Origin of the sequence: Sphingomonas sp. GC_Shp_6 (assembly GCF_026540835.1) — a bacterium.
Taxonomy (GTDB): domain Bacteria; phylum Pseudomonadota; class Alphaproteobacteria; order Sphingomonadales; family Sphingomonadaceae; genus Sphingomonas.
Window position 1 is genome coordinate 162,275 of record NZ_JALNUO010000004.1, and the last position, 23,508, is coordinate 185,782.

24 protein-coding genes are annotated in these 23,508 nt (G+C 69.3%); 16 read left to right on the top strand and 8 right to left on the bottom strand.

Going from position 1 to position 23,508, the window contains the following annotated elements:
* Positions 1–10: 10 nt before the first annotated feature.
* From dnaA to mutM, 3 genes are all read right to left on the bottom strand, one after another.
* On the bottom strand, positions 11–1,420 hold the full coding sequence (gene dnaA, locus OXQ95_RS07105; RefSeq protein WP_267380967.1) for a chromosomal replication initiator protein DnaA: 1,410 nt from the start codon (positions 1,418–1,420) through the stop codon (positions 11–13).
* 404 nt (positions 1,421–1,824) lie between these two features.
* Entirely contained in the window at positions 1,825–2,088 is a 264-nt protein-coding gene (rpsT, locus tag OXQ95_RS07110; protein ID WP_242097008.1) for a 30S ribosomal protein S20, read from the bottom strand.
* A gap of 94 nt (positions 2,089–2,182) precedes the next feature.
* Positions 2,183–2,998 carry a bifunctional DNA-formamidopyrimidine glycosylase/DNA-(apurinic or apyrimidinic site) lyase gene (gene mutM / locus OXQ95_RS07115; RefSeq protein ID WP_267380968.1) on the bottom strand — a complete coding sequence of 272 codons (816 nt, stop codon included), beginning with the start codon at positions 2,996–2,998 and terminating at the stop codon, positions 2,183–2,185.
* 56 nt (positions 2,999–3,054) lie between these two features.
* Here mutM and OXQ95_RS07120 point away from each other — a divergent pair, with 56 nt between their 5' ends.
* The 7 genes from OXQ95_RS07120 to moeB are packed head-to-tail and all read left to right on the top strand — an operon-like array spanning position 3,055 to position 9,296.
* Entirely contained in the window at positions 3,055–3,798 is a 744-nt protein-coding gene (locus OXQ95_RS07120; RefSeq protein ID WP_267380969.1) for a class I SAM-dependent methyltransferase, read from the top strand.
* 16 nt (positions 3,799–3,814) lie between these two features.
* Positions 3,815–5,362 carry a 2-polyprenylphenol 6-hydroxylase gene (gene ubiB / locus OXQ95_RS07125; protein WP_267380970.1) on the top strand — a complete coding sequence of 516 codons (1,548 nt, stop codon included), beginning with the start codon at positions 3,815–3,817 and terminating at the stop codon, positions 5,360–5,362.
* A 16-nt stretch (positions 5,363–5,378) separates the two neighbouring features.
* Positions 5,379–6,497 (top strand): hypothetical protein, encoded by a 1,119-nt coding sequence (locus OXQ95_RS07130; protein ID WP_267380971.1) that lies wholly within the window; start codon positions 5,379–5,381, stop codon positions 6,495–6,497.
* Positions 6,498–6,506: 9 nt separating this feature from the next.
* Positions 6,507–7,685 carry a bifunctional phosphopantothenoylcysteine decarboxylase/phosphopantothenate--cysteine ligase CoaBC gene (gene coaBC, locus OXQ95_RS07135; RefSeq protein WP_267380972.1) on the top strand — a complete coding sequence of 393 codons (1,179 nt, stop codon included), beginning with the start codon at positions 6,507–6,509 and terminating at the stop codon, positions 7,683–7,685.
* Positions 7,682–8,125, top strand: coding sequence for a dUTP diphosphatase (gene dut, locus OXQ95_RS07140; protein ID WP_267380973.1), 444 nt, complete (start codon positions 7,682–7,684; stop codon positions 8,123–8,125). The genes coaBC and dut overlap by 4 nt, the downstream gene beginning before the upstream one ends.
* Positions 8,122–8,541, top strand: coding sequence for a hypothetical protein (locus OXQ95_RS07145; protein WP_267380974.1), 420 nt, complete (start codon positions 8,122–8,124; stop codon positions 8,539–8,541). Before dut ends, OXQ95_RS07145 begins: the two co-directional genes overlap by 4 nt.
* Positions 8,538–9,296: a molybdopterin-synthase adenylyltransferase MoeB gene (gene moeB / locus OXQ95_RS07150; protein WP_267380975.1), complete on the top strand. Its 759-nt coding sequence runs from the start codon at positions 8,538–8,540 to the stop codon at positions 9,294–9,296. Before OXQ95_RS07145 ends, moeB begins: the two co-directional genes overlap by 4 nt.
* Here moeB and galU read toward each other — a convergent pair.
* On the bottom strand, positions 9,293–10,162 hold the full coding sequence (gene galU / locus OXQ95_RS07155) for a UTP--glucose-1-phosphate uridylyltransferase GalU (protein ID WP_267380976.1): 870 nt from the start codon (positions 10,160–10,162) through the stop codon (positions 9,293–9,295). The genes moeB and galU overlap by 4 nt on opposite strands.
* A 110-nt stretch (positions 10,163–10,272) precedes the next feature.
* On the opposite strand from galU, the gene wecB reads away from it, so the two are divergent.
* Together wecB and wecC are read left to right on the top strand one after the other, a co-directional pair.
* Positions 10,273–11,400, top strand: coding sequence for a UDP-N-acetylglucosamine 2-epimerase (non-hydrolyzing) (wecB, locus tag OXQ95_RS07160; RefSeq protein WP_267380977.1), 1,128 nt, complete (start codon positions 10,273–10,275; stop codon positions 11,398–11,400).
* Positions 11,384–12,670: a UDP-N-acetyl-D-mannosamine dehydrogenase gene (gene wecC, locus OXQ95_RS07165; RefSeq protein ID WP_267380978.1), complete on the top strand. Its 1,287-nt coding sequence runs from the start codon at positions 11,384–11,386 to the stop codon at positions 12,668–12,670. The genes wecB and wecC overlap by 17 nt, the downstream gene beginning before the upstream one ends.
* A gap of 236 nt (positions 12,671–12,906) precedes the next feature.
* Here the strand turns inward: wecC and OXQ95_RS07170 are convergent, their stop codons facing one another.
* Complete coding sequence (locus OXQ95_RS07170) at positions 12,907–13,509, bottom strand: FKBP-type peptidyl-prolyl cis-trans isomerase (protein ID WP_242096996.1); 603 nt, start codon at positions 13,507–13,509, stop codon at positions 12,907–12,909.
* Positions 13,510–13,611: 102 nt separating this feature from the next.
* A complete protein-coding gene (gene rpsU, locus OXQ95_RS07175; RefSeq protein WP_088331195.1) occupies positions 13,612–13,818 on the bottom strand; it encodes a 30S ribosomal protein S21 in 207 nt (68 codons plus the stop codon).
* Positions 13,819–14,057: 239 nt separating this feature from the next.
* Between rpsU and OXQ95_RS07180 the strand changes: the two genes are divergently transcribed.
* The 7 genes from OXQ95_RS07180 to OXQ95_RS07210 all read left to right on the top strand — a co-directional run bounded on the left by OXQ95_RS07180 (position 14,058) and on the right by OXQ95_RS07210 (position 21,425).
* Complete coding sequence (locus tag OXQ95_RS07180; protein ID WP_242096995.1) at positions 14,058–14,789, top strand: response regulator; 732 nt, start codon at positions 14,058–14,060, stop codon at positions 14,787–14,789.
* On the top strand, positions 14,773–16,182 hold the full coding sequence (locus OXQ95_RS07185) for an ATP-binding protein (protein WP_267380979.1): 1,410 nt from the start codon (positions 14,773–14,775) through the stop codon (positions 16,180–16,182). The genes OXQ95_RS07180 and OXQ95_RS07185 overlap by 17 nt, the downstream gene beginning before the upstream one ends.
* Before the next feature lie 93 nt (positions 16,183–16,275).
* Complete coding sequence (locus tag OXQ95_RS07190) at positions 16,276–17,172, top strand: intradiol ring-cleavage dioxygenase (RefSeq protein ID WP_267380980.1); 897 nt, start codon at positions 16,276–16,278, stop codon at positions 17,170–17,172.
* A 107-nt stretch (positions 17,173–17,279) separates the two neighbouring features.
* Entirely contained in the window at positions 17,280–18,722 is a 1,443-nt protein-coding gene (gene cysS / locus OXQ95_RS07195) for a cysteine--tRNA ligase (protein WP_267380981.1), read from the top strand.
* A gap of 121 nt (positions 18,723–18,843) precedes the next feature.
* Positions 18,844–19,323, top strand: a complete 480-nt coding sequence (locus OXQ95_RS07200; RefSeq protein WP_242096991.1) for a peroxiredoxin — start codon at positions 18,844–18,846, stop codon at positions 19,321–19,323.
* 81 nt (positions 19,324–19,404) lie between these two features.
* A complete protein-coding gene (locus OXQ95_RS07205; protein ID WP_267380982.1) occupies positions 19,405–20,841 on the top strand; it encodes an AMP nucleosidase in 1,437 nt (478 codons plus the stop codon).
* Between the two features lie 59 nt (positions 20,842–20,900).
* Entirely contained in the window at positions 20,901–21,425 is a 525-nt protein-coding gene (locus tag OXQ95_RS07210) for a hypothetical protein (RefSeq protein WP_267380983.1), read from the top strand.
* Positions 21,426–21,575: 150 nt separating this feature from the next.
* Here OXQ95_RS07210 and OXQ95_RS07215 read toward each other — a convergent pair whose 3' ends face one another.
* The gene (locus OXQ95_RS07215; protein ID WP_242096988.1) at positions 21,576–22,331 is read right to left on the bottom strand and encodes an alpha/beta fold hydrolase; all 756 of its coding nucleotides are present in this window, start codon (positions 22,329–22,331) and stop codon (positions 21,576–21,578) included.
* Between the two features lie 109 nt (positions 22,332–22,440).
* Positions 22,441–23,466 (bottom strand): aspartate-semialdehyde dehydrogenase, encoded by a 1,026-nt coding sequence (locus tag OXQ95_RS07220; protein ID WP_242096987.1) that lies wholly within the window; start codon positions 23,464–23,466, stop codon positions 22,441–22,443.
* Positions 23,467–23,508 lie beyond the last annotated feature (42 nt).

Here is a 23,508-nt window from a genome sequence, read left to right on the forward strand (position 1 = left end):
CCCGAGGGCCTCAGCCCTCGAGTTCGCGCATCAGCACGCGGACGGCGCTGTCCACGTCGCGGTCCTGCTCGCGCAGCTCCTCGATGCGACGCACCGCGTGGATCACGGTCGAATGGTCGCGGCCGCCGAACTTGCGGCCGATCTCGGGCAGCGAGCGCGTGGTGAGGCGCTTGGCCAGGTACATCGCGATCTGCCGCGGGCGGGCGACCGCGCGCGCGCGCCGCGCCGACACCAGATCGAGCGGCTTCAGCTCGAAATGCTGCGATACCAGCTTCTGGATCTCGTCGATCGTCACCCGGCGCTGCGCCCCGCGCAGCACGTCGCCCAGCGTCGCCACCGCGAAATCCAGGTCGATCCGGTCGCCGGTGAGCTGCGCATAGGCGACCACCCGGTTGAGCGCGCCTTCGAGCTCGCGGATATTGGCGTGGATCCGCCCTGCGAGCAGATCGAGCACGTCGTCGGGAACCGCGGCGCCCGGCATGTCGACGAGCTTGCGCGTCAGGATCGCGCGGCGCAGCGGCAGCGCCGGCGGCTTGATGTCGGTGACGAGGCCCGCCGCCATCCGGCCGACGATCCGCGCCTCCACCCCGTCGAGCGCCTGCGGGCAGCGATCCGCGGAGATCACCAGCCGCTTGCCCGCGCCCATGATCTCGTTGATCGTGTGGAAGAACTCCTCCTGCGTCGAATCCTTGCCGGCGATGAACTGGAGATCGTCGATCAGCAGCAGGTCCGCGCCGCGCAGCCGCTGCTTGAACGCGAACGTGTCGCGCGCACGCATCGCCGAGACGAATTCGAACATGAACCGTTCGGCCGACATGCACAGCACCACCGCATCGGGGTGGCTGGCGAGAAACGCATGGCCGATCGCGTGCATCAGGTGGGTCTTGCCCTGCCCCGTGCCCGAATGGAGATAGAGCGGGCTGAACCGCGGCGCGCCCGGCTCGGCCAGCGCCTTGGCGGCGTTGAACGCGACATGGTTGGTGGCATCCACCACGAACCGGTCGAAGGTGAAGCGCGAGTCGAGCGGCGGGCGCTCGGCCACGGGCCGGGCCGCCGCTTCGGGGATCGACATCGGCGCCGGGGCCGATGCGGCCATGGGCAGGTCGTCGGGGATGGCGAGACGGATCGGCGCCGGGCCCGCGACTCGAGTCTCGATCGATACGCTGCGGATCTGTGGCAGGATCGCCCGGAATTCGAGCAGCAGCCGGTCCGCATAATGGTTGCGCACCCAGTTGGTGACGAAGGCCGAGGGCAGCGCCAGGCGGATCATGTCGGCCTCGCCGCCATCGATCAGCTCGATCGGCTTCAGCCATTGCTCATAGACCCGCGCCCCGGCGGATTCGCGCAGGTTGGCGCGCACACGAGCCCAGGCCTTCTGGGTCTCGCTCAACGCCGCTGCCGATCCCTGCCAGTTGGCCACGCACACCTCATCATCGGCCGCGCGGGGGTGCCACGCGGTCCGGGTTTCTCGATCACACACAGCCCCCCGCCGGCTGCATCGCAACCGTTTCGGACTTGCCCCTAAGTCTTGTGACGCGGCGCGAACGCGCTGCGGCGGAGCAGCAGTTATGAGCGGGTCGGGGGTTCGATCAAGTCACATTTCGGAAATAAACCGGCTTGACGCGCCGGAGCCGAGGAAACGCGTCGGATATCTGACAAGCCGTTGGTTTCACTCGCTTTTCCATTCGCATGCGCGCGGCGGGCATCACGAATCGCGGGAAAACCTCGGTTTCTCGTTTTGTCCCGGGAGAGTGTTTCACGGACAGCGAAAAGCCCGCCGGACCGGGGTCCGACGGGCTATCCTGTCACCAGCCTTGACGCGGCTCAGGCGAGCGCGGTGACCGCCTTGGTCAGCCGGGCGAACTTGCGGCTCGCGGTGTTCTTGTGGAGCACGCCCTTGGCGACGCCACGCATCAGCTCGGGCTGCACCGCGGCCAGCGCGGTCGCGGCTTCGGCCTTGTCGCCCGATGCAAGCGCGGCCTCGACCTTCTTCACGAAGGTGCGGATCCGGCCGACGCGGTTGCCGTTCACTTCCGCGCGACGCTCGTTGCGACGGATACGCTTTTTCGCCTGCGGCGTGTTCGCCATGAAGTCCTCTGGGTGTTCGAATGATGAAAAGGGGCGCCGGATCGCTCCTACGCCCTCTCGAAGGTGCGGCTCTTAGCCATTCCACCCCGCCGGGTCAACCACGCTGGCAGGCGGGGCACCAGAAGGTGGAGCGGCCATTCTCGACTCGCCGCTGGACGGTGGCGCCGCAGCCGCACGCCTCGCCCTCGCGGCCATAGACGCGCCATTGCTTCGAGAAATAGCCGAGTTCGCCGTCGGGGCGGACATAGTCGCGCAAGCTGGAGCCCCCCGCCGCGATCGCCGCCGTCAGCACCGCGCGCACCGCCTCGACCAGCCGCTCGAGCCGGAATAGGGCGATCCGCCCTGCGGCGCGCGACGGCGCGATCCGGGCGAGGTGCAGCGCCTCGCACACATAGATGTTGCCGAGCCCCGCCACGACGCGCTGGTCGAGCAGCATCGCCTTGATCGACGCGGCGCGCCCCTGCAGCCGGGCATGAAGATGGTCCGCGGTGAAATCGGGCCCGAGCGGCTCGGACCCCATCGCCGCGAACGGCGGATAGGCATCCAGCGCGTCGGTCTCGACCAGATCGATGAAGCCGAACCGCCGCGGATCGTTGAGCGCGAGCGAGCGCCCCGCCCCCGTTTCGATCACCAGATGATCGTGCGGCAGCAGCGCGCCGGGATCGACTCGCCAGCGCCCCGACATGCCCAGATGGAAGACCATCGTGTCGCCGCGATCAGTGTCGATCAGGCCGTATTTGGCACGGCGGTGGAGCCGCGTGACGCCGGCGCCGGTCAGCCGCTGGCGCAGATCGACCGGGATCGCCTTGCGCAGATCCGCGCGGCGCGGCTCGACTCGCACCAGCCGCTGCCCCTCGAGAACGGGGGCGAGGCCGCGAACGGTGGTTTCGACTTCGGGAAGTTCGGGCACCCCTGCCAGCTAGGTTGCGTTTGCCCGCGCCACAAGGCGCGGCTACAGCGCACCGCATGACCGACACCGTCCCCTTCGGCTACGAAGACATCCCCGCGACCGAGAAGACCGCCCGCGTGGGCGGCGTCTTCACCAGCGTCGCCTCCTCCTACGACCTGATGAACGATGCCATGTCCGGCGGCATGCACCGGCTGTGGAAGGATCGGTTCGTCCGCCGCGTGAAGCCGCGCGCGGGCGAGCAGATGCTCGACATGGCGGGCGGCACCGGCGACATCGCCTTCCGCATGGCCGAGGCGGGCGCGTCGATCACCGTCGCCGACATCAACCCGGCGATGCTCGAGGTCGGCATGGCCCGCGCGCAGAAGCGCGGTACGGACGAGAATGCCGGCAGCCTGGTGTGGACCGAGGCGAACGCCGAGGTGCTCACCTTTCCCGATCGGTTCTTCGACGCCTATACGATCGCGTTCGGCATCCGCAACGTGACCGACATCCCCAAGGCGCTGAAGGAGGCGCACCGCGTGCTGAAGCGCGGCGGCCGCTTCTTCTGCCTCGAATTTTCCACGACGCAGTGGCCGGGCTTCGCCGAAGTGTATGACGCCTATTCGCACAAGCTGGTGCCCAAGCTCGGCCAGTTGCTCGCGCGCGACGCAGACAGCTATCGCTACCTGATCGAATCGATCCGCCGCTTTCCCGACATGCCGAAGTTCGAAGGCATGATCCGCGACGCCGGCTTCGTGAACACGCGCGTCGAGCCGATCCTCGGCGGCCTCGTCGCGATCCACAGCGGCTGGAAGATTTGACCCGAGCCCCGTTCGCATGACGTCGTCGGTCGTTCATGGCTGGCGGCTGCTCCGCTGGGGCCGGACGCTGGCGCGCCACGGCGCGCTGTTGGGACTGGAGCGCGATCCGAACGCGCCTGCCGGCGTGCGGCGGCTGGCGCGGATCGCGCGGATCGGTGCGCGCGTGCCCAAGGTGCCGCGTTACGCCGATGCCTTCCAGGCGATCGGCCCGGCCGCGATCAAGCTGGGCCAGACGCTGGCGACGCGGCCCGATCTGGTAGGCGAGGATGCCGCGCACGATCTCTTGCGCCTGCAGGACCGGCTGCCGCCCGTGCCCTATGCCACGATCCACGCGGCGATGCGCACGAGCTTCGGCCGCGACCCCGCCGAACTGTTCGCCACGATCGACGAGGAGCCGATCGGCGCCGCCTCGATCGCGCAGGTCCACCGCGCCGTCACCACCGACGGGCGGCAGGTGGCGGTCAAGGTGCTGCGGCCCGGAGTGGAAGCCGATTTCACCCGCGCGATCGACACCTACCAATGGGCCGCCGCGCAACTGGAGGCGATGGGCGGCGACGCGCGCCGCCTGCGACCGCGCCTGGTGATCGAGACGTTCAAGCGCTGGACCTTGCGCGAGCTGAACCTGATGCGCGAGGCATCCTCCGCCTCCGAACTCGCCGAGCTGATGACGGCAGAGCCCGATTTCGTCGTGCCCGCGATCGACTGGCAGCGCACCACGGCCAAGGTGATGACGCTCGAATGGATCGACGGCATCAAGCTGTCGGACCGCGATGCGCTGGTCGCGGCCGGATACGACATGACGAAGCTGGCCGAGACGCTGGTCCACGCCTTTCTGCGTCAGGCGATCGCGGAAGGATTCTTCCACGCCGACATGCACCAGGGCAATCTGTTCGCGCTGCCCGGCGCCAACGGACAAGGGCGGATCGCCGCGATCGATTTCGGGATCATGGGCCGGATCGACCGGCGCGCACGCGTGTGGCTGGCCGAGATCCTCTACGGCCTCATCACCGGCAACTATAAACGCGTGGCGGAGATCCATTTCGAGGCGGGCTATGTGCCCGCGCACCACAATGTCGCCGAGTTCGCCACGGCGCTGCGCGCGGTGGGCGAGCCGATGCGCGGCATGGCGGTGAAGGACATGTCGATCGGGATGATGCTCGACGGGCTGTTCTCGATCACGCGCGAATTCGACATGGCGACTCAGCCGCATCTGCTGCTGCTGCAGAAGACGATGGTGATGGTCGAGGGCGTGGCCACCCGGCTCGATCCCGACATCAACCTGTGGGTGACCGCCGAACCCTTTGTGCGCGAATGGATTCGCGGCGAGCTGGGCCCCGAGGCGGCGGTGGCGGACCGGATCGTCACCGATCTGCGCACGATCGCCCGGCTGCCCGAACTCGTCCGCCGGATCGAGGCGCGCTATCCCGCGCCCGGCGGCGCGCCGCCCGATCTGCCGCTTGCCGAGGTGCAGGTGGTGCGGATCGGCGGCGGCTGGCGCTATGCGCTGCTCGCCGCGCTGAGCGCCGCGGCCGGGGTGATCGCCACCTTCGCGGCGCTGCGCTAGGCCGCGAAGGCAAAGCGTGCGCCGTCCCTCCGGCCCCCTCTGGCTCGCGATCCCGTCGCGCTTCGCCGCGCTCACACGCACGCAGGCACGGATCCGGCTCGCGCTGCTCGCTCTGCTGCTGCTGGCGACATGGCTGGCGCTCGCCACGCCGGGGCCGCCCGCGGCGAGCCACGATCCGGCGAAGCGCGGCGACGATCAGGCCGATGTCGTGCTCTACGAGACGATCGTCGACGGCGTGCGCCATGGCGGCAATTATTATGCCGTCGCTGCGGACGCACTGCGGATCGGCAATTATCCGCTGCGCCCGTTCGTCACCTTCCGCCTGCCGACGCTCGCCGTGGTGCTCTCGCTGCTGCCGCGCGTGGCGGTCAGGATCCTGCTCTATGGGCTGGCGCTGGGCGTGATGCTCGCCTGGTATGCGCGGCTGAAGCCTGCCTTCGCGCGGCCCCCGCCGCGGATCGTGGCGATGGCGCTGCTCGCGGGCGGCATGGTCGCGTTCGTTCAAGCCGATCTCGCCTATTTCCACGAGATCTGGGCAGGGCTGCTCGTCGCGCTCAGCCTGGCGCTGTGGCGCCCCGGCCGCTGGCTCGAAGCGGTCGCGTTCGGGCTCGCCGCGGTGCTGATCCGCGAGACCGCGGCGCCGTATCTCGCGATCATGGCGGCGTTCGCCTGGCTCGGCGGCGATCGGCGCGAGGCGACGGCATGGGTCGGCGCGATCGCCGTGCTAGGCGTCGCGCTGGCGCTTCACGCGCATGCCGTGGCGGCGGTGGTTCGGCCGCTCGATCCGGCGTCGCCTGGCTGGGCAGGCATGCTCGGCTTCGGCTTTTTCGTGAAGACGATGACGATCGCGACGGCGCTCGATCTTGCCCCCCTGTGGCTCGGATCGCTGCTCGTCGGGCTCGCGCTGTTCGGCTGGGCGGCGTGGCGCGACCCGCTCGCGGCGCGGATGCTCGCGCTGTTCCTCGCCTATGCCGCGATCCTCGGCATCTTCGGGCGGACGGACACCTTCTACTGGGGCTTGCTCGTCGCGCCGACGCTGTTGGTGGGGTTGGCGTTCGTGCCCGATGGCATGCGCGACCTGATCGCCGCGGCCGGCGACACGCGACGGATTACCGTGACGCGCGTCTTGCGCTAAGATGCGGGCATGAAACGCGTCCTCCTGATCGTCGGTGGTGGCATCGCGGCCTATAAGGCGCTCGAACTGATCCGCCTGCTCAAGCGGAGCGGCCATGCGGTGCGGTGCGTGCTGACGGAGGGCGGCAGCCATTTCGTCACGCCGATGAGTCTCGCGGCGCTGAGCGAGGACCAGGTCCATACCAGCCTCTGGGATCTGAAGGACGAGGCGGAGATGGGTCATATCCAGCTCAGCCGCGAGGCCGATCTGGTGGTGGTGGCCCCCGCCACCGCCGATCTTCTCGCCCGGATGGCGGGCGGCTTGGCAGGCGATCTCGCAACCACGCTGCTGCTGGCCACCGACAAGCCCGTGCTCGCGGTGCCGGCGATGAATGTACGCATGTGGACTCATGCCGCCACCCGCCGCAACGTCGCGCGCCTGCGCGGCGACGGCGTGCGCGTGATGGAGCCCGACGAGGGCGCGATGGCGTGCGGCGAATTCGGCCCGGGGCGCCTGCCCGAACCCACTCGGATCGCCGAGACGATCGCGGCGATGCTCGCGCCCGACCGGCGCCTCGCCGGCCGGCACGCGCTCGTCACCGCGGGGCCGACCCACGAGCCGATCGATCCCGTCCGCTACATCGCCAACCGCTCGTCGGGCCGACAGGGCTTCGCGATCGCCGCCGCGCTGGCCGAGGCAGGCGCGCGCGTCACGTTGGTGGCCGGCCCGGTGACCCTGCCCACCCCCGCCCGCGTGACGCGGATCGACGTCGAGACCGCGCGCGAGATGGCGGCGGCGGTGGATGCCGCGCTCCCCGCCGATATGGCGGTGATGGTCGCCGCGGTCGCCGACTGGCACGTCGCCCCCGCGGCGGGAAAGGTGAAGAAGAGCGATGCCCCTCCTACCCTGACGCTGGTCGAGAACCCCGACATCCTCGCCGGGCTGGCACGCGGCGCGCAGCGGCCCCGGCTGGTGATCGGCTTCGCGGCGGAAACCGACTCGCTGCTGGAGCATGCCGCCGCCAAGCGCGTGCGCAAGGGTGCCGACTGGATCGTCGCGAACGACGTCTCGTCCGACGTTTTCGGAACCGACAGCAACAGCGTACATCTCGTCACCGGGCAGGGCACCGAAAGCTGGGAGCGGCTGGCGAAGTCCGCCGTCGCTGCCCGACTGGTCGATCGGATCGCCACCGAACTGGAGCGTTCATGACAGCCATCCGCCTCCGCCTCCAGCGCCTGCCCCATGGCGCGGATCTGCCGCTGCCCGCCTATGCCACGTCGGGCGCCGCCGGGCTCGATATCGTCGCCGCGGAGACGCTGACGCTCGCGCCCGGCGGACGCGCGGCGGTGGCGACGGGATTCGCGATCGCCATTCCGGAGGGTCATGAGGTGCAGGTGCGGCCCCGCTCCGGCATGGCGCTCAAGCACGGCGTCACCTGCCTCAACACGCCCGGCACGATCGACAGCGACTATCGCGGCGAGGTGAAGGTGATCCTCGCCAATCTCGGCAGCGAGCCCTTCGTGGTGACGCGCGGCGAACGGATCGCGCAGCTCGTCCCGGCGATCGTCACCCCGGCGACGGTCGACGAGGTGGGCGCGCTGGACGACACCGCGCGCGGTGCCGGCGGCTTCGGCTCGACCGGCCGATGACCATCGCCGCGATCCTGCTGACCCTCCAGGCGGTGCTCCCGCAGGCGTCGGCCGCGCCGGCGGCCCAGGCACCCGTCCCCGCCATGCTCGCGCCGCCGCAGGACTGGAGCCGGTTGCCGCCGCTCATGCTGCGCCGGCCCGTCGCGCAGGCGCCCGAGGCCGCCGCCTATGTCGCGAGCGAGATCGCGGCCGGGCGCTGCACATGGACGGGCACGATGCTGACGGTCGATTTCGCCGTGCTCGCCTCGCCCGCGGGGCAGGTGAAGCGAATCGTGCCCCGCGCGATCGGCTGCCCCACGGTCGAGCAATATGCCGCCGGCATCCTGCTCAGCATGGCGCGCAGCAACATCGATACGGGGAGCGCGGGCGGCGAGGGCTGGTATCGCACCACGCTCAGCTTCACATGGGGGCCATGACGCCACCGCTCTCCGACGACGAACTCGATCGCTACGCCCGCCACATCGTGCTGAAGGAATTCGGCGGCGCGGGGCAAACCCGGCTGAAGGCGGCGCGCGTGGCGATCGTCGGCGCTGGCGGCATCGGTTCGCCCGCGATCCAGTATCTCGCCGCGGCCGGCGTCGGCCATCTGCGGCTGATCGACGACGACCGCGTCGAGCCCTCCAACCTTCAGCGCCAGACGATCTTCGTCAGCGACGACGCGGGCACGGCCAAGGTCGAGGCCGCCGCCGCCGCCGCCCGGCGGATCAACCCGCATGTCGCCGTGGAGCCGGTGGCGGTGCGGATCGACCCGGCCAATGCTGCCACGCTGCTGGCCGGTGTCGACGTGGTGCTCGACGGCTGCGACAATTTCGCCACCCGCTTCGCGGTCGCCGATGCGGCGTTCGCCGCACATATCCCGCTCGTGTCCGCGGCCGTCGGGCAGTTCGAGGGACAATTGGGCGTCTATCGCGGCTGGGAAGCCGTCCTGCCCTGCTATCGCTGCTTCGTCGGCGAGGCCCCCGAACGCGCCGAGACGAGCTGCGCCGAGGACGGCGTGCTTGGGCCCGTTACCGGCATCCTCGGCAGCCTCGCTGCGCTGGAGGTGATGCGCGCGATCGCGCCCTTCGGCGACGAAGCCGCGGGCAAGCTGCTGCTCGTCGACCTGCTCGCGCTCCGCTTCCGGACCTTGCGTCTGCCCAAGGACCCCGGCTGCGCGGGCTGTGGCAGTTAGGCCAGCAGCGCCTGCGCGAACGCGCGGACGTCGGGGCCGATATCGTCGCGCGCCAGCGCCAGCGCCAGATTGGCGTGGATATAGCCTGCCTTGTCCCCACAATCGAAGCGCCGGCCGTCGAAGGTGAAGCCGTGGAAAGGCTGGCGGCCGATCAGCTGCGCCATCGCGTCGGTCAACTGGATTTCGCCGCCCGCACCCGTCTCGTGACCGTCGAGGATGCGCATCACCTCGGGCTGGAGGATGTAGCGCCCGGGGATCATCAGGTTGGACGGCGCCGCGCCCGCCGCCGGCTTCTCGATCAGGGCCTTCACCTCGGTCAGCCGGCCGCGCCGCTCGCCCGGTGCGATGATGCCGTATTTGTCGGTTTCCGACGCCGCCACCTCGAGCGCGCCGATGACGTTGCCGCCCACCTGGTCATAGGCCTCGACCATCTGCGCCATGAAGCCCGGCGTGCCGACCATCAGCTCGTCGGGCAGCAGCACCGCGAACGGCTCGTCGCCGACGATATGGCGCGCGCACCATACCGCATGGCCGAGCCCGAGCGGCTCCTGCTGCCGGATATAGACGGGCGAGCCCGGCGGCATCCGGATGCCCTCGATCGCGCCGAGCGACTTGCCCCGCGCGCGCATCGTCGCCTCGAGCTCGTAGGAGATGTCGAAATGATCCTCGAGCGCGGATTTGCCGCGGCCGGTGACGAAGATGATCTGCTCGATCCCCGCCGCCAGCGCTTCCTCGACCGCATATTGGATCAGCGGCTTGTCGACGACGGTCAACATCTCCTTGGGCATCGCCTTGGTTGCAGGCAGAAAGCGCGTACCGAGACCAGCCACCGGGAACACCGCCTTGCGCACACGCTTGATCGTCATTCGCTACCCATCTCGGCAAATTGTCTCGCGACCGCTTATCGCCCATAGACGGCGCACGCAATTTGATGCGCATTGACCCGGGTTTAAACACCGGCGGCTAAGGCAGGCGGATGACCAAGACCGTTCTCGTCATCTTCGGCACCCGTCCGGAAGCGATCAAGCTGTTTCCCGTGGTGCGCGCGCTTGCGGCGACGCCGGGGCTGCAGGTGCGCACCTGCGTGACCGCGCAGCATCGCGGGCTGCTCGATCAGGTGCTGCGCATCGCCGATCTCACGCCCGATATCGACCTGGACGTGATGAAGCCGGGGCAATCGCTCGACCGGCTCACCGCGCGGCTGCTCACCGGGCTGGGCGAGGTGATGGATGCCGAGCGGCCCGATCGGGTGCTGGTGCAGGGCGACACCGCCACCGCGATGGCCGGCGCGCTCGCCGCCTATTACCGCCGCGTGCCGGTCGGCCATGTCGAGGCGGGGCTGCGCTCGGGCGACATCTATCACCCCTGGCCCGAGGAGGTGAACCGCCGCATCGTCGCCCCGATCGCCGACCGGCATTTCGCCCCCACCGACACCGCCGCCGCCGCGCTGATCGCCGAGGGACTGAACCCTGCGACCGTGCACATCACCGGCAACACGGTGATCGACGCGCTCGACTGGACGCGCGCGCGGATCGCGGCCGATCCCGCGATCGCCGGTGACCTGGAGGCGATCGCCGCGCGGTTCGCGGGCAAACGCATCGTGCTCGTCACCACGCACCGACGCGAGAATTTCGGCGACGGCATGGCGGGGATCGCGGAGGCGATCGGGCGGATCGCCGCGCGCGACGATCTCGCGGTGCTGTTCCCCATGCACCCCAATCCCGAAGTCGGCCGCGTGATGGATGCCGTACTCGGCGACCGGCAGAACGTCGCACGGATCGCGCCGCTCGATTACCCGCACTTCGTCCGCGCGCTGTCGCTATGCGATCTGGCGCTGACCGATTCGGGCGGCGTGCAGGAGGAGGCGCCCGCGCTCGGCAAGCCCGTGCTGGTGATGCGCGAGACGACCGAACGCCCGGAAGGGATCGCCGCCGGCACCGCGCGGCTGGTGGGCACCGACCCCGATCGGATCGTTTCCGAAGTCTTCACGCTTCTGGACGACAAGGCGGCCTATGCCGCGATGGCCCGCGCCCATAACCCGTTCGGCGACGGCCACGCCGCGGCGCGTATCGCAAGGATCGTGGCGGATGATTTCGGATACTGAACTGACCGTCACGGTGCTGGGCCTCGGCTATATCGGCCTGCCCACCGCCGCGGTGATCGCGCGGACCGGCGCGCGCGTGCTCGGCGTCGACGTCACGCAGAGCGTGGTCGACACCGTCAATTCGGGCCGCGTGCATATCGAGGAGGTCGATCTCGACGGCCTCGTCTCGGGCGTGGTCGCGCGCGGCAGCCTGCGCGCGTCGACCGCCATCGCGCCGGCCGACATATTCGTGATCGCGGTGCCCACGCCCTTTGCCGACGATCACCGCCCCGACATCGCCTATGTCCTTCAGGCCGCCACCAGCGTGGCGACGGTGCTGAAGGCGGGCGACACCGTCATCCTCGAATCGACCTCGCCGATCGGCACCACCGAACAGGTCCGCGATCTGCTGGCGACGCTGCGCCCCGATCTGCGCGTCCCCGGCCGCACCGGCGAGCAGGCGGATATCGCGATCGCCTATTGCCCCGAACGCGTGCTGCCCGGCCGCATCCTGGTCGAGCTGATCGACAATGATCGCGTGATCGGCGGCATCACGCCGCGTTGCGCGAGGAAGGCGCTGGCCTTCTACCGCCGCTTCGTGCGCGGTGCCTGCGTCACCACCACGGCGCGCGCCGCCGAGATGACCAAGCTGGCCGAGAACGCCTATCGCGACGTCAACATCGCATTTGCCAACGAACTCTCGCTGGTGGCGGACACGATGGGGGTGGACGTGTGGGACGTGATCCGCCTGGCCAACCGTCATCCGCGCGTCAACATCCTGTCGCCCGGCCCCGGCGTCGGCGGACATTGCATCGCGGTCGATCCCTGGTTCCTGGTGCATGCCGATCCGGCGCACACGCCATTGATCCGCACCGCGCGCGAAGTGAACGACGCCAAGGTCGATCATGTGATCGCGCGCGCCGCCGCGCTGATCGAGGCGACACCCGGTCCGGTCGCGTGCCTGGGCCTCGCGTTCAAGGCGAATATCGACGATTTCCGGGAAAGCCCCGCGCTGAAGGTCTCGCTGGCGTTGGCCAAACGCTTCGGCGAACGCGTGCGCGTGGTGGAGCCCTATGCCGCCACGCTGCCAGCGGCGTTCGCGGGCACGGGCGCGACGCTCGCCGATATCGATCTGGCGATCGAGACCTGCGCGACGATGATCGTGCTCGTCGATCACGACGTGTTCCGGTCGGTGCCCGCCGAGGAACGCGCCGGCATCGCGGTGCTCGACACGCGCGGCATCTGGCCCGATCAGCCCGCACCCACCGGGCGGCTGCGCCTCGCGAGCTAGAGCCGAAGACGTTAATTCGATCCGTTCGCCCCGAGTGCGTCGAAGGGCCTGTTCCGACGGCAAAGGCACGCCTGTGGAGAGCATGCTTCGACAGGCTCAGCACGAACGGATCTCTTGGTGGGATCAAGCTCATGCCATCAACGTTTGACGGCGTCGCGTAAAACGAAAACGGGGCGCTCCACCCAGGTGGAGCGCCCCGCTCATCCGATCAGGATCGTCCGCTCAGGATCGTCCGCTCAGGGCTGGCCGGGGGCGGGAGCACCACCCGGCACGGCGCCGCCGGGCATCGCGCCGCCAGGCATGCCGCCACCCGCACCCTGCATCATCCGCTGGCGCGCCTGCATTTGCTGGACGACGGCGGCGGGCAGAAAATCGATCAGCTCGACGTCGAACACCAAAGTGGCATTGGGCGGAATAGGACCCGCACCGTTCGGGCCGTAGCCGAGCGACGGCGGCAGCCAGAAGCGGTATTTCGCCCCCTTGCCCATCAGCTTCAACGCTTCGGAAAAGCCGGGCACGACGGCGGACACCGGCATCGGAGTCGGCTGCTGCGACTTGTCGAAGGTCTTGCCGTCGATCAGCCGGCCCTCGTAGTTCACCAGCGCGACATCGGCGTCGGTCGGCTTGGGGCCGGTGGCCGCACCCGGCGCCAGCACCTGATATTTCAGGCCCGATGCCGTCGTCACCACGTTGCTGCCGCGCGATTCGCGCAGCAGCGCCGGATCGCTCTGCTGCGCCAGCGCCACCGCCCCGATCACCGCCAGCGCGATGCCGATCCACAGATAGATCAGATAGCTGCGCTTGACGGGCCGAAGCGGAACGGCGGTGACGGTGGACATGAGTCGATCCCGAGGCTGCCGGAGCCACGCCCGTGGCGCAGCCCCTATGGTCGCAAAGATCGCACCGTCGCGCCGGATCGCGCGGCGGTGCGGGCGCCGGTGTTACCGGGCGCCGTCGCGCTCGGCGCGCTTGCGGTCCATCTTGCGGGCGCGGCGCACCGCGGCGGCGCGCTCGCGGGCGCGCTTCTCGCTCGGCTTCTCGTAATGCCGGCGAAGCTTCATCTCGCGATAGACGCCCTCGCGCTGCAGCTTCTTCTTGAGCGCCCGCAGCGCCTGGTCGACATTGTTGTCGCGAACGATGATCTGCATAAACCCGTGAAGCTCCGGTCGAATAGCTATAGCCGCCGCGAAGCCCTCCGCGGCGTGTGAACGCTGCGCCTACCAGCGCCGCGACGCGGTTTCAAGGAAAACCGCCGCCTGTGGCGCAACCGCCACACCTGTCACCCGAAAGAGGAAGTTTGCAGGACTGCAATGTCCGCGATACGCAAGGGCGCCACGCCCGCTTCATGCAAGCGCCCCTTTCCGTTCAGGCCGGACCCGATGCCGCCATGGATCTCGAAACCCGCCTTCTGATCGTCGACGACGATCCCGGCATCCGCGAACTCACCGCCGGGTTCCTCGCCGCGCACGGCTATATCGTCGATACCGCGGAAGACGGCGGCGCGATGCGCGCGGCGCTCGCCCGGCATCGTTATGCGCTGGTGGTGCTCGACGTCATGATGCCCGGCGAGGACGGGCTCAGCATCCTCCGCTCGCTCGACCGCTCGACCAGCCCGGCGATTATCATCCTCTCGGTGATCGGCGAAGAGGTGGACCGGATCGTCGGGCTGGAGATGGGCGCGGACGATTATATCGCCAAACCCGCCAACCCGCGCGAGCTGCTCGCCCGCGTGCGCTCGGTGCTGCGCCGCGGCCCCAATCGGGGCGAAGCCGCCGTTCCCGTGGGCGTCTCGCGGCCGATGCTGCGCTTCGCCGGCTGGCGGCTCGATGCGGTGGCGCGGCAGCTTTTCGATCCCGACGACGTGGTCATCAACCTGTCGGACGGGGAGTTCCGGCTGCTCATCACGCTGGTCGAACATCCCCGCCGGGTGCTCGGCCGCGATTTCCTGCTCGACCATTCGCGCGGCAGCAACGCCGAGCATTTCGATCGCGCGATCGACGTGCAGATCAGCCGGCTGCGTCGCAAGCTGGCGCGCGACGGCGCCGGCGGCGGCGACGACCTGATCCGCACCGTCCGCAACGAAGGCTATATGTTCACGGCCGATGTCGAGCGCCGCTGAGCCGGCGGGCGCGACGGGAGCAGCCGGCGGCCGGACGATCGTATGGCCGATCTTCGCGCTGGTCATCGCCTCGGTGCTGGTCGCCACCGCGGTGTTCATCGCGGTCACCTTCAGCGGGCCGCCGCCGATGCCGCGCCCCTATGCGCTGGCCGGGGTGGCGCGCGCGCTGCGCACCGGGCAGGTCGCGGATGCGGTGGCCGCCGATCCATGGCGCGATTCCGAGATGCGGCCGCCACCTGGGCCGGCCGGGCCGCCTGACTTACCCGGGCCGCCGGATCGAATGCGCCCACCCGCGCGCACGATCGACCTGCGGCTGGCGACGCGCGCAGCCCCGCCCCTACCCCGCGACGGCGAACGTGCCGATCCGCGCCGGCAGGCTGCGATCGCGGCGTTGCTGGGCGTCGTACCGGCGGACGTGCGCGTGTTCGCCGAGGACGACCGGTTCGCCGCAGATTCGTTCCTGGTCGGCGATTTCACCATCGCGCTTCACACGGGTCGGGGCTGGCGCGTGATCCAGAGCGCGCACCGCCCGTTCCTCACGCGGTGGCATTGGGTGACGATGGCGGCGATGCTCGCGGCCGTCCTCGCGCTCTCCATCCCCGCCTTTGCGCTCGCACGTGCGATCTCGCGGCCGCTGCGGCGGCTGGCGCGTGCCGCCGAACAGGCGCGCGCGGGCGCCGCGCTGCCGCCGCTTCCCCATGGCGGCTCGCGCGAGGTGCGCGAACTCACGCGCGCGGTGGAGGCGATGCACGCGCGGCTGGCCGGCCATGCGGAGGCGCGTACCGCGATGCTCGGCGGCATCGCGCATGATCTGGGCACGCCGCTCGCCCGCCTCGCCTTCTGGATCGAGCAACTGCCCGAGCCCGCGCATGGCCGCGCCTCGGCGGATATCGACGAGATGCGCGCGATGATCGCCGCGACACTCGCCTTCGCGCGCGACGAATCGGGCGAACGGCCCGCCTTGCGAGTCGATCTGGGCAGCCTGCTCGATTCGCTCGTGGACGATATGGCGGCGGGTGGTGCTCCGGTCGCGATCGTGCCGGGGGCCCGGGTGCGGGTGCGCGGCGAACCCGTCGCGCTCCGCCGGCTCTTCGCCAACCTGATCGAGAACGCGGTGCGCTACGGCGATCGCGCCGATGTCGCCTGGGCGCTGCAGAGCGGATCGGTGGTGGTGACCATCGCCGATCACGGACCGGGAATCGATCCCGCCGCAGCCGATCGGCTGTTCGATCCGTTCGTCCGCGGCGAGAAATCGCGCAACCGCGCGACCGGGGGCACCGGCCTCGGCCTCGCCATCGTCCGGTCGATCGCGACGCGCCACGCCGGCACCGCGACGCTGGAGAACGGCGTTACCGGGGCGATCGCCCGCGTGACGCTGCCCCTGTCCGACTGACACATCGCGAAACATTCGTGCAGCGCGCCGACATCGCGGCGAGATGCGGGGCCATGATAGCCGATCGGGACAGCAACGCCCCGGGGGCCCATCATGCATCACCACGACGACGACGATCACGACCACGGCCTCGCGCATGATCTGGGCGTCATGGACCGGCTGATCGAGCGTCGCCGTGCGCTCCGCTGGTTCGCCGGTGCCGGCACCGCCGCACTGGTGGCGGGCTGCGGCGGCGGCAGCAGCGGCGAGACGGAGACGAGCAGCAGCGTCAGCGTCGTGACCGCCAGCGCCACGCCGACCGCAACGCCCACGGCCACGACGACCGCGACGGGTGCGTGCATCGCCGACCCGACGGAAACCGCCGGCCCCTATCCCGCCGACGGCACCAACACCGCCAGCGGCTCCACCTCGAACATCCTGCCGGTATCGGGCATCGTGCGCAGCGACATCCGCTCGAGCTTCATCAGCACGACGACGGTCGCAACGGGCGTGGCGGTGACGCTCACGCTCACGCTGGTCGACGTGAATGCGAGCTGCGGCGCGCTCGCTGGCTATGCCATCTATCTGTGGCATTGCGACCGGCAGGGCAATTACTCGCTCTATTCGGCGCCCGCCGAAAGCTATCTGCGCGGCGTCCAGGTAACGAACGCGTCGGGGCAGGTGAGCTTCACGACGATCTTTCCGGGGTGTTATTCGGGCCGCTACCCGCACATGCATTTCGAGGTATATTCAAGCCTGACCGCGGCGACGAGCGGCAAATATGCGCTGCTCACCAGCCAGTTCGCGATGCCGGCCGCGGTGTGCAACACGGTGTTCTCCGACACCACCACCTATCCGTCGAGCAAGACCAATTTCGCCAGCGTGACCACCGCAAACGACAATGTCTTCGGCGACAACACCGCCGCGCAGATCGCGGTGCAGACCCCCAGCTTCAGCGGCAGCGTCGCCGCCGGTTATACCGCCACCGCGGTGATCGGCATCGCGCGCTAGCCGCCACACGAGATGCGCGGCGTTCCCCCTGTCGCCGCGCTGCCCCGGCCAGTCCCCCCTGTCTGGCCGGGGCCCCTTTGCGGGCGCCGCGGCGGCCCGCTATGGCCATGCCGATGACGCCCCTTGCCCTCTACGACAGCCTCACCCGCGCGACCGAGACGTTCGCGCCGATCGATCCCGCCGACCTGCGCGTCTATTCGTGCGGGCCGACCGTCTACAATTACGCGCATGTCGGCAATCTGCGCGCCTATGTCTTCACCGACACGCTGTCGCGCACGCTGACGTGGAAAGCCGCCGCGATGGGCTGGGGCACGCTCACCCACGTCATCAACATCACCGATGTCGGCCATCTCACCTCGGATGCGGATGTCGGCGACGACAAGATGGAGGCCGCGGCGCGCGCGGCGAACCAGGATATCTGGGCCATCGCAAAGCACTACACCGAAGCCTTCAAGCAGAATCTCACCGACCTCAACATCCGGCCGCCCGCGCGCTTTCCGCTGGCGACCGACCACATTGCCGAGATGATCGCGTTCGCCGAGGCGATCGCGGATCGGCATTGCTACCGCCTGCCCGACGGCCTGTATTTCGATACCAGCACCGTGCCCGATTACGGGCGCCTCGCACGCTCCGGCGACGACGCGCGCGAGGGGCGGATCGAGGCGGTGGCGGGCAAGCGCCATCCGCAGGATTTCGCGATCTGGCGGACGAGCGCGCCGGGCGAGAACCGGCAGATGGAATGGGATTCGCCCTGGGGCCGCGGCGCGCCCGGCTGGCATCTCGAATGCTCGGTGATGAGCAAATTATATCTCGGCGAACGCTTCGACATCCACACCGGCGGGATCGATCACCGCGAGATCCACCATCCCAACGAGATCGCGCAAAACCAGGCGCATTGCGGCTGCGCGGACACCGGCGCCAACCTGTGGATGCACAACAACTTCCTGGTGCAAGCCACCGGAAAGATGTCCAAATCCGCCGGCGAATTCCTGACGCTCAAGACGCTGGTCGATCGCGGCTTCCACCCGCTCGCCTATCGGCTGATGTGCCTTCAGGCGCATTATCGGTCGGAGCTGGATTTCTCGTGGGATAATCTCGCCGCGGCCACCACGCGGCTGAAGCGGCTCGCGCAAACGGTGGCGGCGCTGCGCGACCGGCCGCCGGGCCCCGCGACAGGGAGCGCCGACGCCTATCGCGCGCAGCTCGACGCGGCGATCTCGGACGATCTCGCCACCCCGCGCGCGCTGCCGGTGCTGGATGCGATGCTGGCCGACAAGCGGATCGCCGCGGCCGACCGCATGGCCGCGCTGGCCGATTTCGACGCGGTGCTGGGGCTCGATCTGGCGAACCTCACGCGCGCGGCGCTGCGCGTCCGTCCGGCGCAGGCGACGATCGACGAGGCCGGTATCGCCGCGGCGCTGGCCGAACGCCGCGAAGCGCGCGCCGCCAAGGATTTCCGGCGCTCCGATGCGATCCGTGACCGGCTGATCGCCGATGGCGTCGAGGTGATGGACGGCGATCCGCTCGGCTGGGACTGGCGGCTGGCGTAGCTCGCTGCCGTCGAATCACCGCCTGCCCTGCCTCGGCCATGCGGCGAACGCTTGCAAAGCGACGCCGCGCGCCCGAACTAGGCGCCGCCGCACCACCCCGCGGCGACCACGGAGATTCCTCATGACGATCAGCGTCGGCGACCGCATTCCTTCCACCACCCTCGTCAAGGTGACCCCCGACGGCCCCGATCAGGTCGATACCGACAGCTATTTCGCCGGCCGCACCGTCGCGCTGTTCGCGGTGCCGGGGGCGTTCACCCCCACCTGCTCGGCCAAGCACCTGCCGGGCTATCTCGACAAGGCCGATGCGCTGAAGGCCAAGGGCGTGGACGAGATCGCGTGCACCGCGGTGAACGATCCCTTCGTGCTCGGCGCCTGGTCGAAGCAGAACGACGCCGACGGCGTGACGATGCTGGCGGACGGCAACGGCACCTTCGCCGAGGCGATCGGCCTGACGATGGATGGCTCCAGCTTCGGCCTCGGCACGCGCAGCCAGCGTTATTCGATGCTGGTGACGGACGGCGTGGTGACCCAGCTGAACGTGGAGGCACCGGGCGAATTCAAGGTGAGCTCGGCCGAGCATCTGCTCGAGGAGATCTGAGCCGATCGGGCGTCGGCCGCGGCCGGCGCCCGACTTGTCCCCCGTCTTGCCAGCGTCATGTGGCGCGCGTAACGATCCGCGATGGTTTCCGCATCCCGGATCGTCGCCGAACTCGACCGTCTCTACCGCGCCTCGGTGGAGCGCCTTCAAGCGGCGCTCACCGCCTATCTCACTACCGGCACCGTGCCCGATCCGGTCGCCCGCTCGGACGGCAGCTTCGCCTATCCCGAAATCCGCCTCACCTATCGCGGGCAGGACAGCCGCCCGGCGCCGATGCGCTCGTTCGGGCGGCTGGTGACGCCGGGCGACTACCGGATCAGCGTCACCAAGCCCGGCCTGTTCGCCGATTATCTCATCGAGCAACTGACGCTGCTGATGGAGGATTACGACGTTGCGGTAGAGGCGGTCGAAGGGCGGCAGGAAATCCCCTTCCCCTATGTGCTCGATCCCGGCCATGCGCTCAGCCTCGATCAGGTGTCCGCCGCCGACCTCGCGCGGCATTTTCCCGCGACCGAACTGGCGCATATCGGCGACGAGATCGCCGACGGCCTGTGGATCGCGAACGACGACACCCGGCCGCTCGCGCTGTTCGACGCATTGCGCACCGATTTCAGCCTGGCGCGGTTGCGGCACTATATGGGCACGCCTGCCGAGCATACGCAACGCTTCGTGCTGTTCACCAACTATCACCGCTATGTCGATGAATTCGTTCGCTGGGCGGTGGCGCAACTGGGCGACGGATCGCGCTACACCGCGCTGTCGGGCGCGGGCGGGGTGATGATGCGCGCGGGCGACGATCCCGACGCGCTCATCAGCGACAGCGCGTGGCGGCGCCACCAGATGCCCGCGTATCACCTGATGGCAGCGGACGGCACCGGCATCACGCTGGTGAACATCGGCGTCGGCCCCTCCAACGCCAAGACGATCTGCGATCATCTGGCGGTGATGCGGCCCGAGGCGTGGCTGATGATCGGCCATTGCGGCGGGCTGCGCCCCAGCCAGCGGATCGGCGATTACGTGCTGGCGCACGCTTATCTGCGCGACGATCATGTGCTGGACGACGTGCTGCCGCCCGAGATCCCGGTGCCCGCCATCGCCGAGGTGCAGGTGGCGATGGCCAAGGCCGCCGAGATCGTCTCGGGCCAGTCGGGCGACGAGTTGAAACGCCGCCTGCGCACCGGCACGATCGTGACGACGGACGACCGTAACTGGGAACTGCGCTATTCGCGCTCGGCGCTGCGCTTCTCGCTGTCACGCGCTGTCGGGATCGACATGGAATCGGCGACGATCGCGGCACAGGGCTACCGGTTTCGCGTGCCTTACGGGACGTTGCTGTGCGTGTCCGACAAGCCGCTGCACGGCGAACTGAAGCTGCCGGGCCAGGCGAACCGTTTCTACGAACGCGCGATCAGCGAGCATATGCGGATCGGGATCGAAGCGTGCGAGCAGTTGCGCCGCGAAGGTCCCAAGCTCCACAGCCGCAAGCTGCGGGCGTTCGACGAGCCGCCGTTCCGCTGATCCGGACCCGATGGGCGGGTGGTGCGTTTCGGATGCGCAATCAATCAGGGAGTAGCATGATGGCCGACACCCCCGAACCGCCGACGGACGACACGCCCAAGTCGGTCACGCCCAAGCCCACCGCGCCGCGGCGCGCGCCGCGCAAGACCGGCGTAAAGGCCGCCGCGCCACGCACCGCGACCGCCAAGCCATCCGCCGCAAAGGCCCCGACCACGGCGGCCGCCGCATCGGAACCGGCCGCCAAGCCCGCCACCACCAAGCCAGCGGCCGCGAAGACGCCGAAGCCGCGCTCCACCAAGCGCGCGACTCCGCGCACCCCCGCCAAACCGGCGGCCAAGTCCGGCGCGGCCAAAGCGACCGAGAAGCTGGGCGGCAAATGGGGCGCCGCCGCGATCGCGGGCGGCCTCGCCGCTGCCGGTGCGGCCGCCGCCGCGCTCTTCACGCTCAAGGGCAGCACGCCCAAGCCCAAGGCCGCGACACCGCCGCCCCCACCCGCAGGCAAGGGCGCGCATCAGGCGGATGGCAGCGATTCGTCCAGATCGTTCGAAGCCGGGATCGCCGACGAAGGCACGGTGCCCGAATAAGCCACAGGGTTTGATGACGTCAGGTTGATCCGGTCTCCGGATCCGTTCGTCCCGAACCTGTCGAAGCACGCTCTCCACGCGCGGCTTCGCATGCGGCACTGGCCCTTCGTCAAGCTCAGGGCGACCGGATCAACGTGGCGTCATCACGCCCTAGGCGGAGACGAAGGCGGCGATCGCCCGCCCCAGTTCGGGCTTCGTCACCGCGCTCATATGCCCGCCCGGCGTTTCGACATAGCGCGCATCGGGCAGCGCGTCGGCCAGCGCCGGCGCGGAGCCGTTGTCCGCATCCTCCGCGCCGCACACCACGAGCGCTGGCTGGACGAACGCTTCGATCGTGGCGAGCGGCGTATCGGCGAAGGTGTCGAGAATGCCCAGCAGCGCGACGGGATCGCCCTTGGTGGTCTTCAGGAACGCCTCGGCCAGCCATTCGGGGGTGCCGCGCGCATGCTGGCCGAGATGGGTGAGAATGTTGCGGAAATGCCCGGCGCGGCGGCCGGTGTCGATCAGCCCCTCCAGCCCCATGCCCGAGAAGATCGTGCGCCGCGGCGTGGCCCCCGTCGCCAGCATCCGCGACACCGTCCGCGCGCCCAGCGAGTAACCGCCGAGATCATAATCGGTGAGCCCCAGATGCGCGACGAGCGCATGGCCATCGCGCGTCAGCGCATCGCGCGGATAGGCCGCGGGGTCGTGCGGCTTCGCGCTTTCGCCATGCGCGCGCAGATCGGGCATAACGACGCGAAAGCCCTTCGCCGCGATCGCCGCCGCATGGCCATAGCGGATCCAGTTGGTCGCGGCGTCGGAGAAATAGCCGTGGATCAGCACCACCGGCCGCCCCTCGCCCATCTCGCGCCAGGCGAGCCGGGTGCCGTCGAAGCTGTCGAAGAAACGGGTCGAACTGGGTTCCATCACGGGTCTCGGCTGGGATGATCCGCGCGCGATAGGCGCTTCGCCCCATAGCGCGCAACCGCCGCTCGGGGGCCGTCGGCCGAGGATCGACCGTGACGGCCACTTGCCCTCACGCCTTCTTCAGATGCCGCCGCCCGAGCAGTTCGGCGATCTGCACCGCGTTCAGCGCCGCACCTTTTCGCAGATTGTCGCTGACGCACCAGAGCGACAGGCCGCTTTCCACGGTCGGATCTTCGCGGACGCGGCTGACATAGGTGGCGTCGTCGCCCGCGGCCTCGATCGGCGTAATGTATCCACCGTCCTCATGCTTGTCGATCAGCATGATCCCCGGCGCCTCGCGCAGGATCCGCTTGGCGTCCTCGGCCGACAGTTCGTCGCGGAACTCGATGTTCAGCGCCTCGCTATGGCCGACGAAGACGGGCACGCGCACGCACGTCGCCGTCACCTTGATCTTGGGGTCGAGGATCTTCTTGGTCTCGACGACCATCTTCCATTCCTCCTTGGTCGATCCGTCGTCCAGGAAGCTGTCGATATGCGGGATCACGTTGAACGCGATCTGCTTGGTGAACTTGTTCGCGGTCGCGGGGTCGCCGACGAAGATGTTGCGGCTCTGTTCGAACAGCTCGTCCATCCCCGCCTTGCCCGCGCCCGAAACGGACTGGTACGTCGCGACCACCACGCGGGTGATCGTGGCGGCATCGTGGAGCGGCTTCAGCGCGACGACCATCTGCGCGGTCGAGCAATTCGGATTGGCGATGATGTTCTTCGCCTTGTAGCCGTCGATCGCCGCGGCGTTCACCTCGGGCACGATCAGCGGCACATCCGGGTCCATCCGGTAGAGCGACGAATTGTCGATCACGGTGCACCCGGCCGCGGCGAACTTCGGCGCATAGACCGCGGTCGCCTCGGAGCCGATCGCGAAGAGCGCCATGTCCCATCCGGCGGGATCGAAATGCTCGATATTCTGGATCTTGAGCATCTTGCCGGTGTCGCCATATTCGATCTGGTCGCCCTGGCTGCGCGACGAGGCGAGCACGGCGATCTCGTCGAGCGGGAATTCGCGCTCGGCGAGGATGTTGACCATCTCGCGTCCGACATTGCCGCTCGCCCCCGCGACCACGACCCGGTAACCCATGACATTCTCCCGATATGATGCGCGCCGGTAGCGTCATTGCGC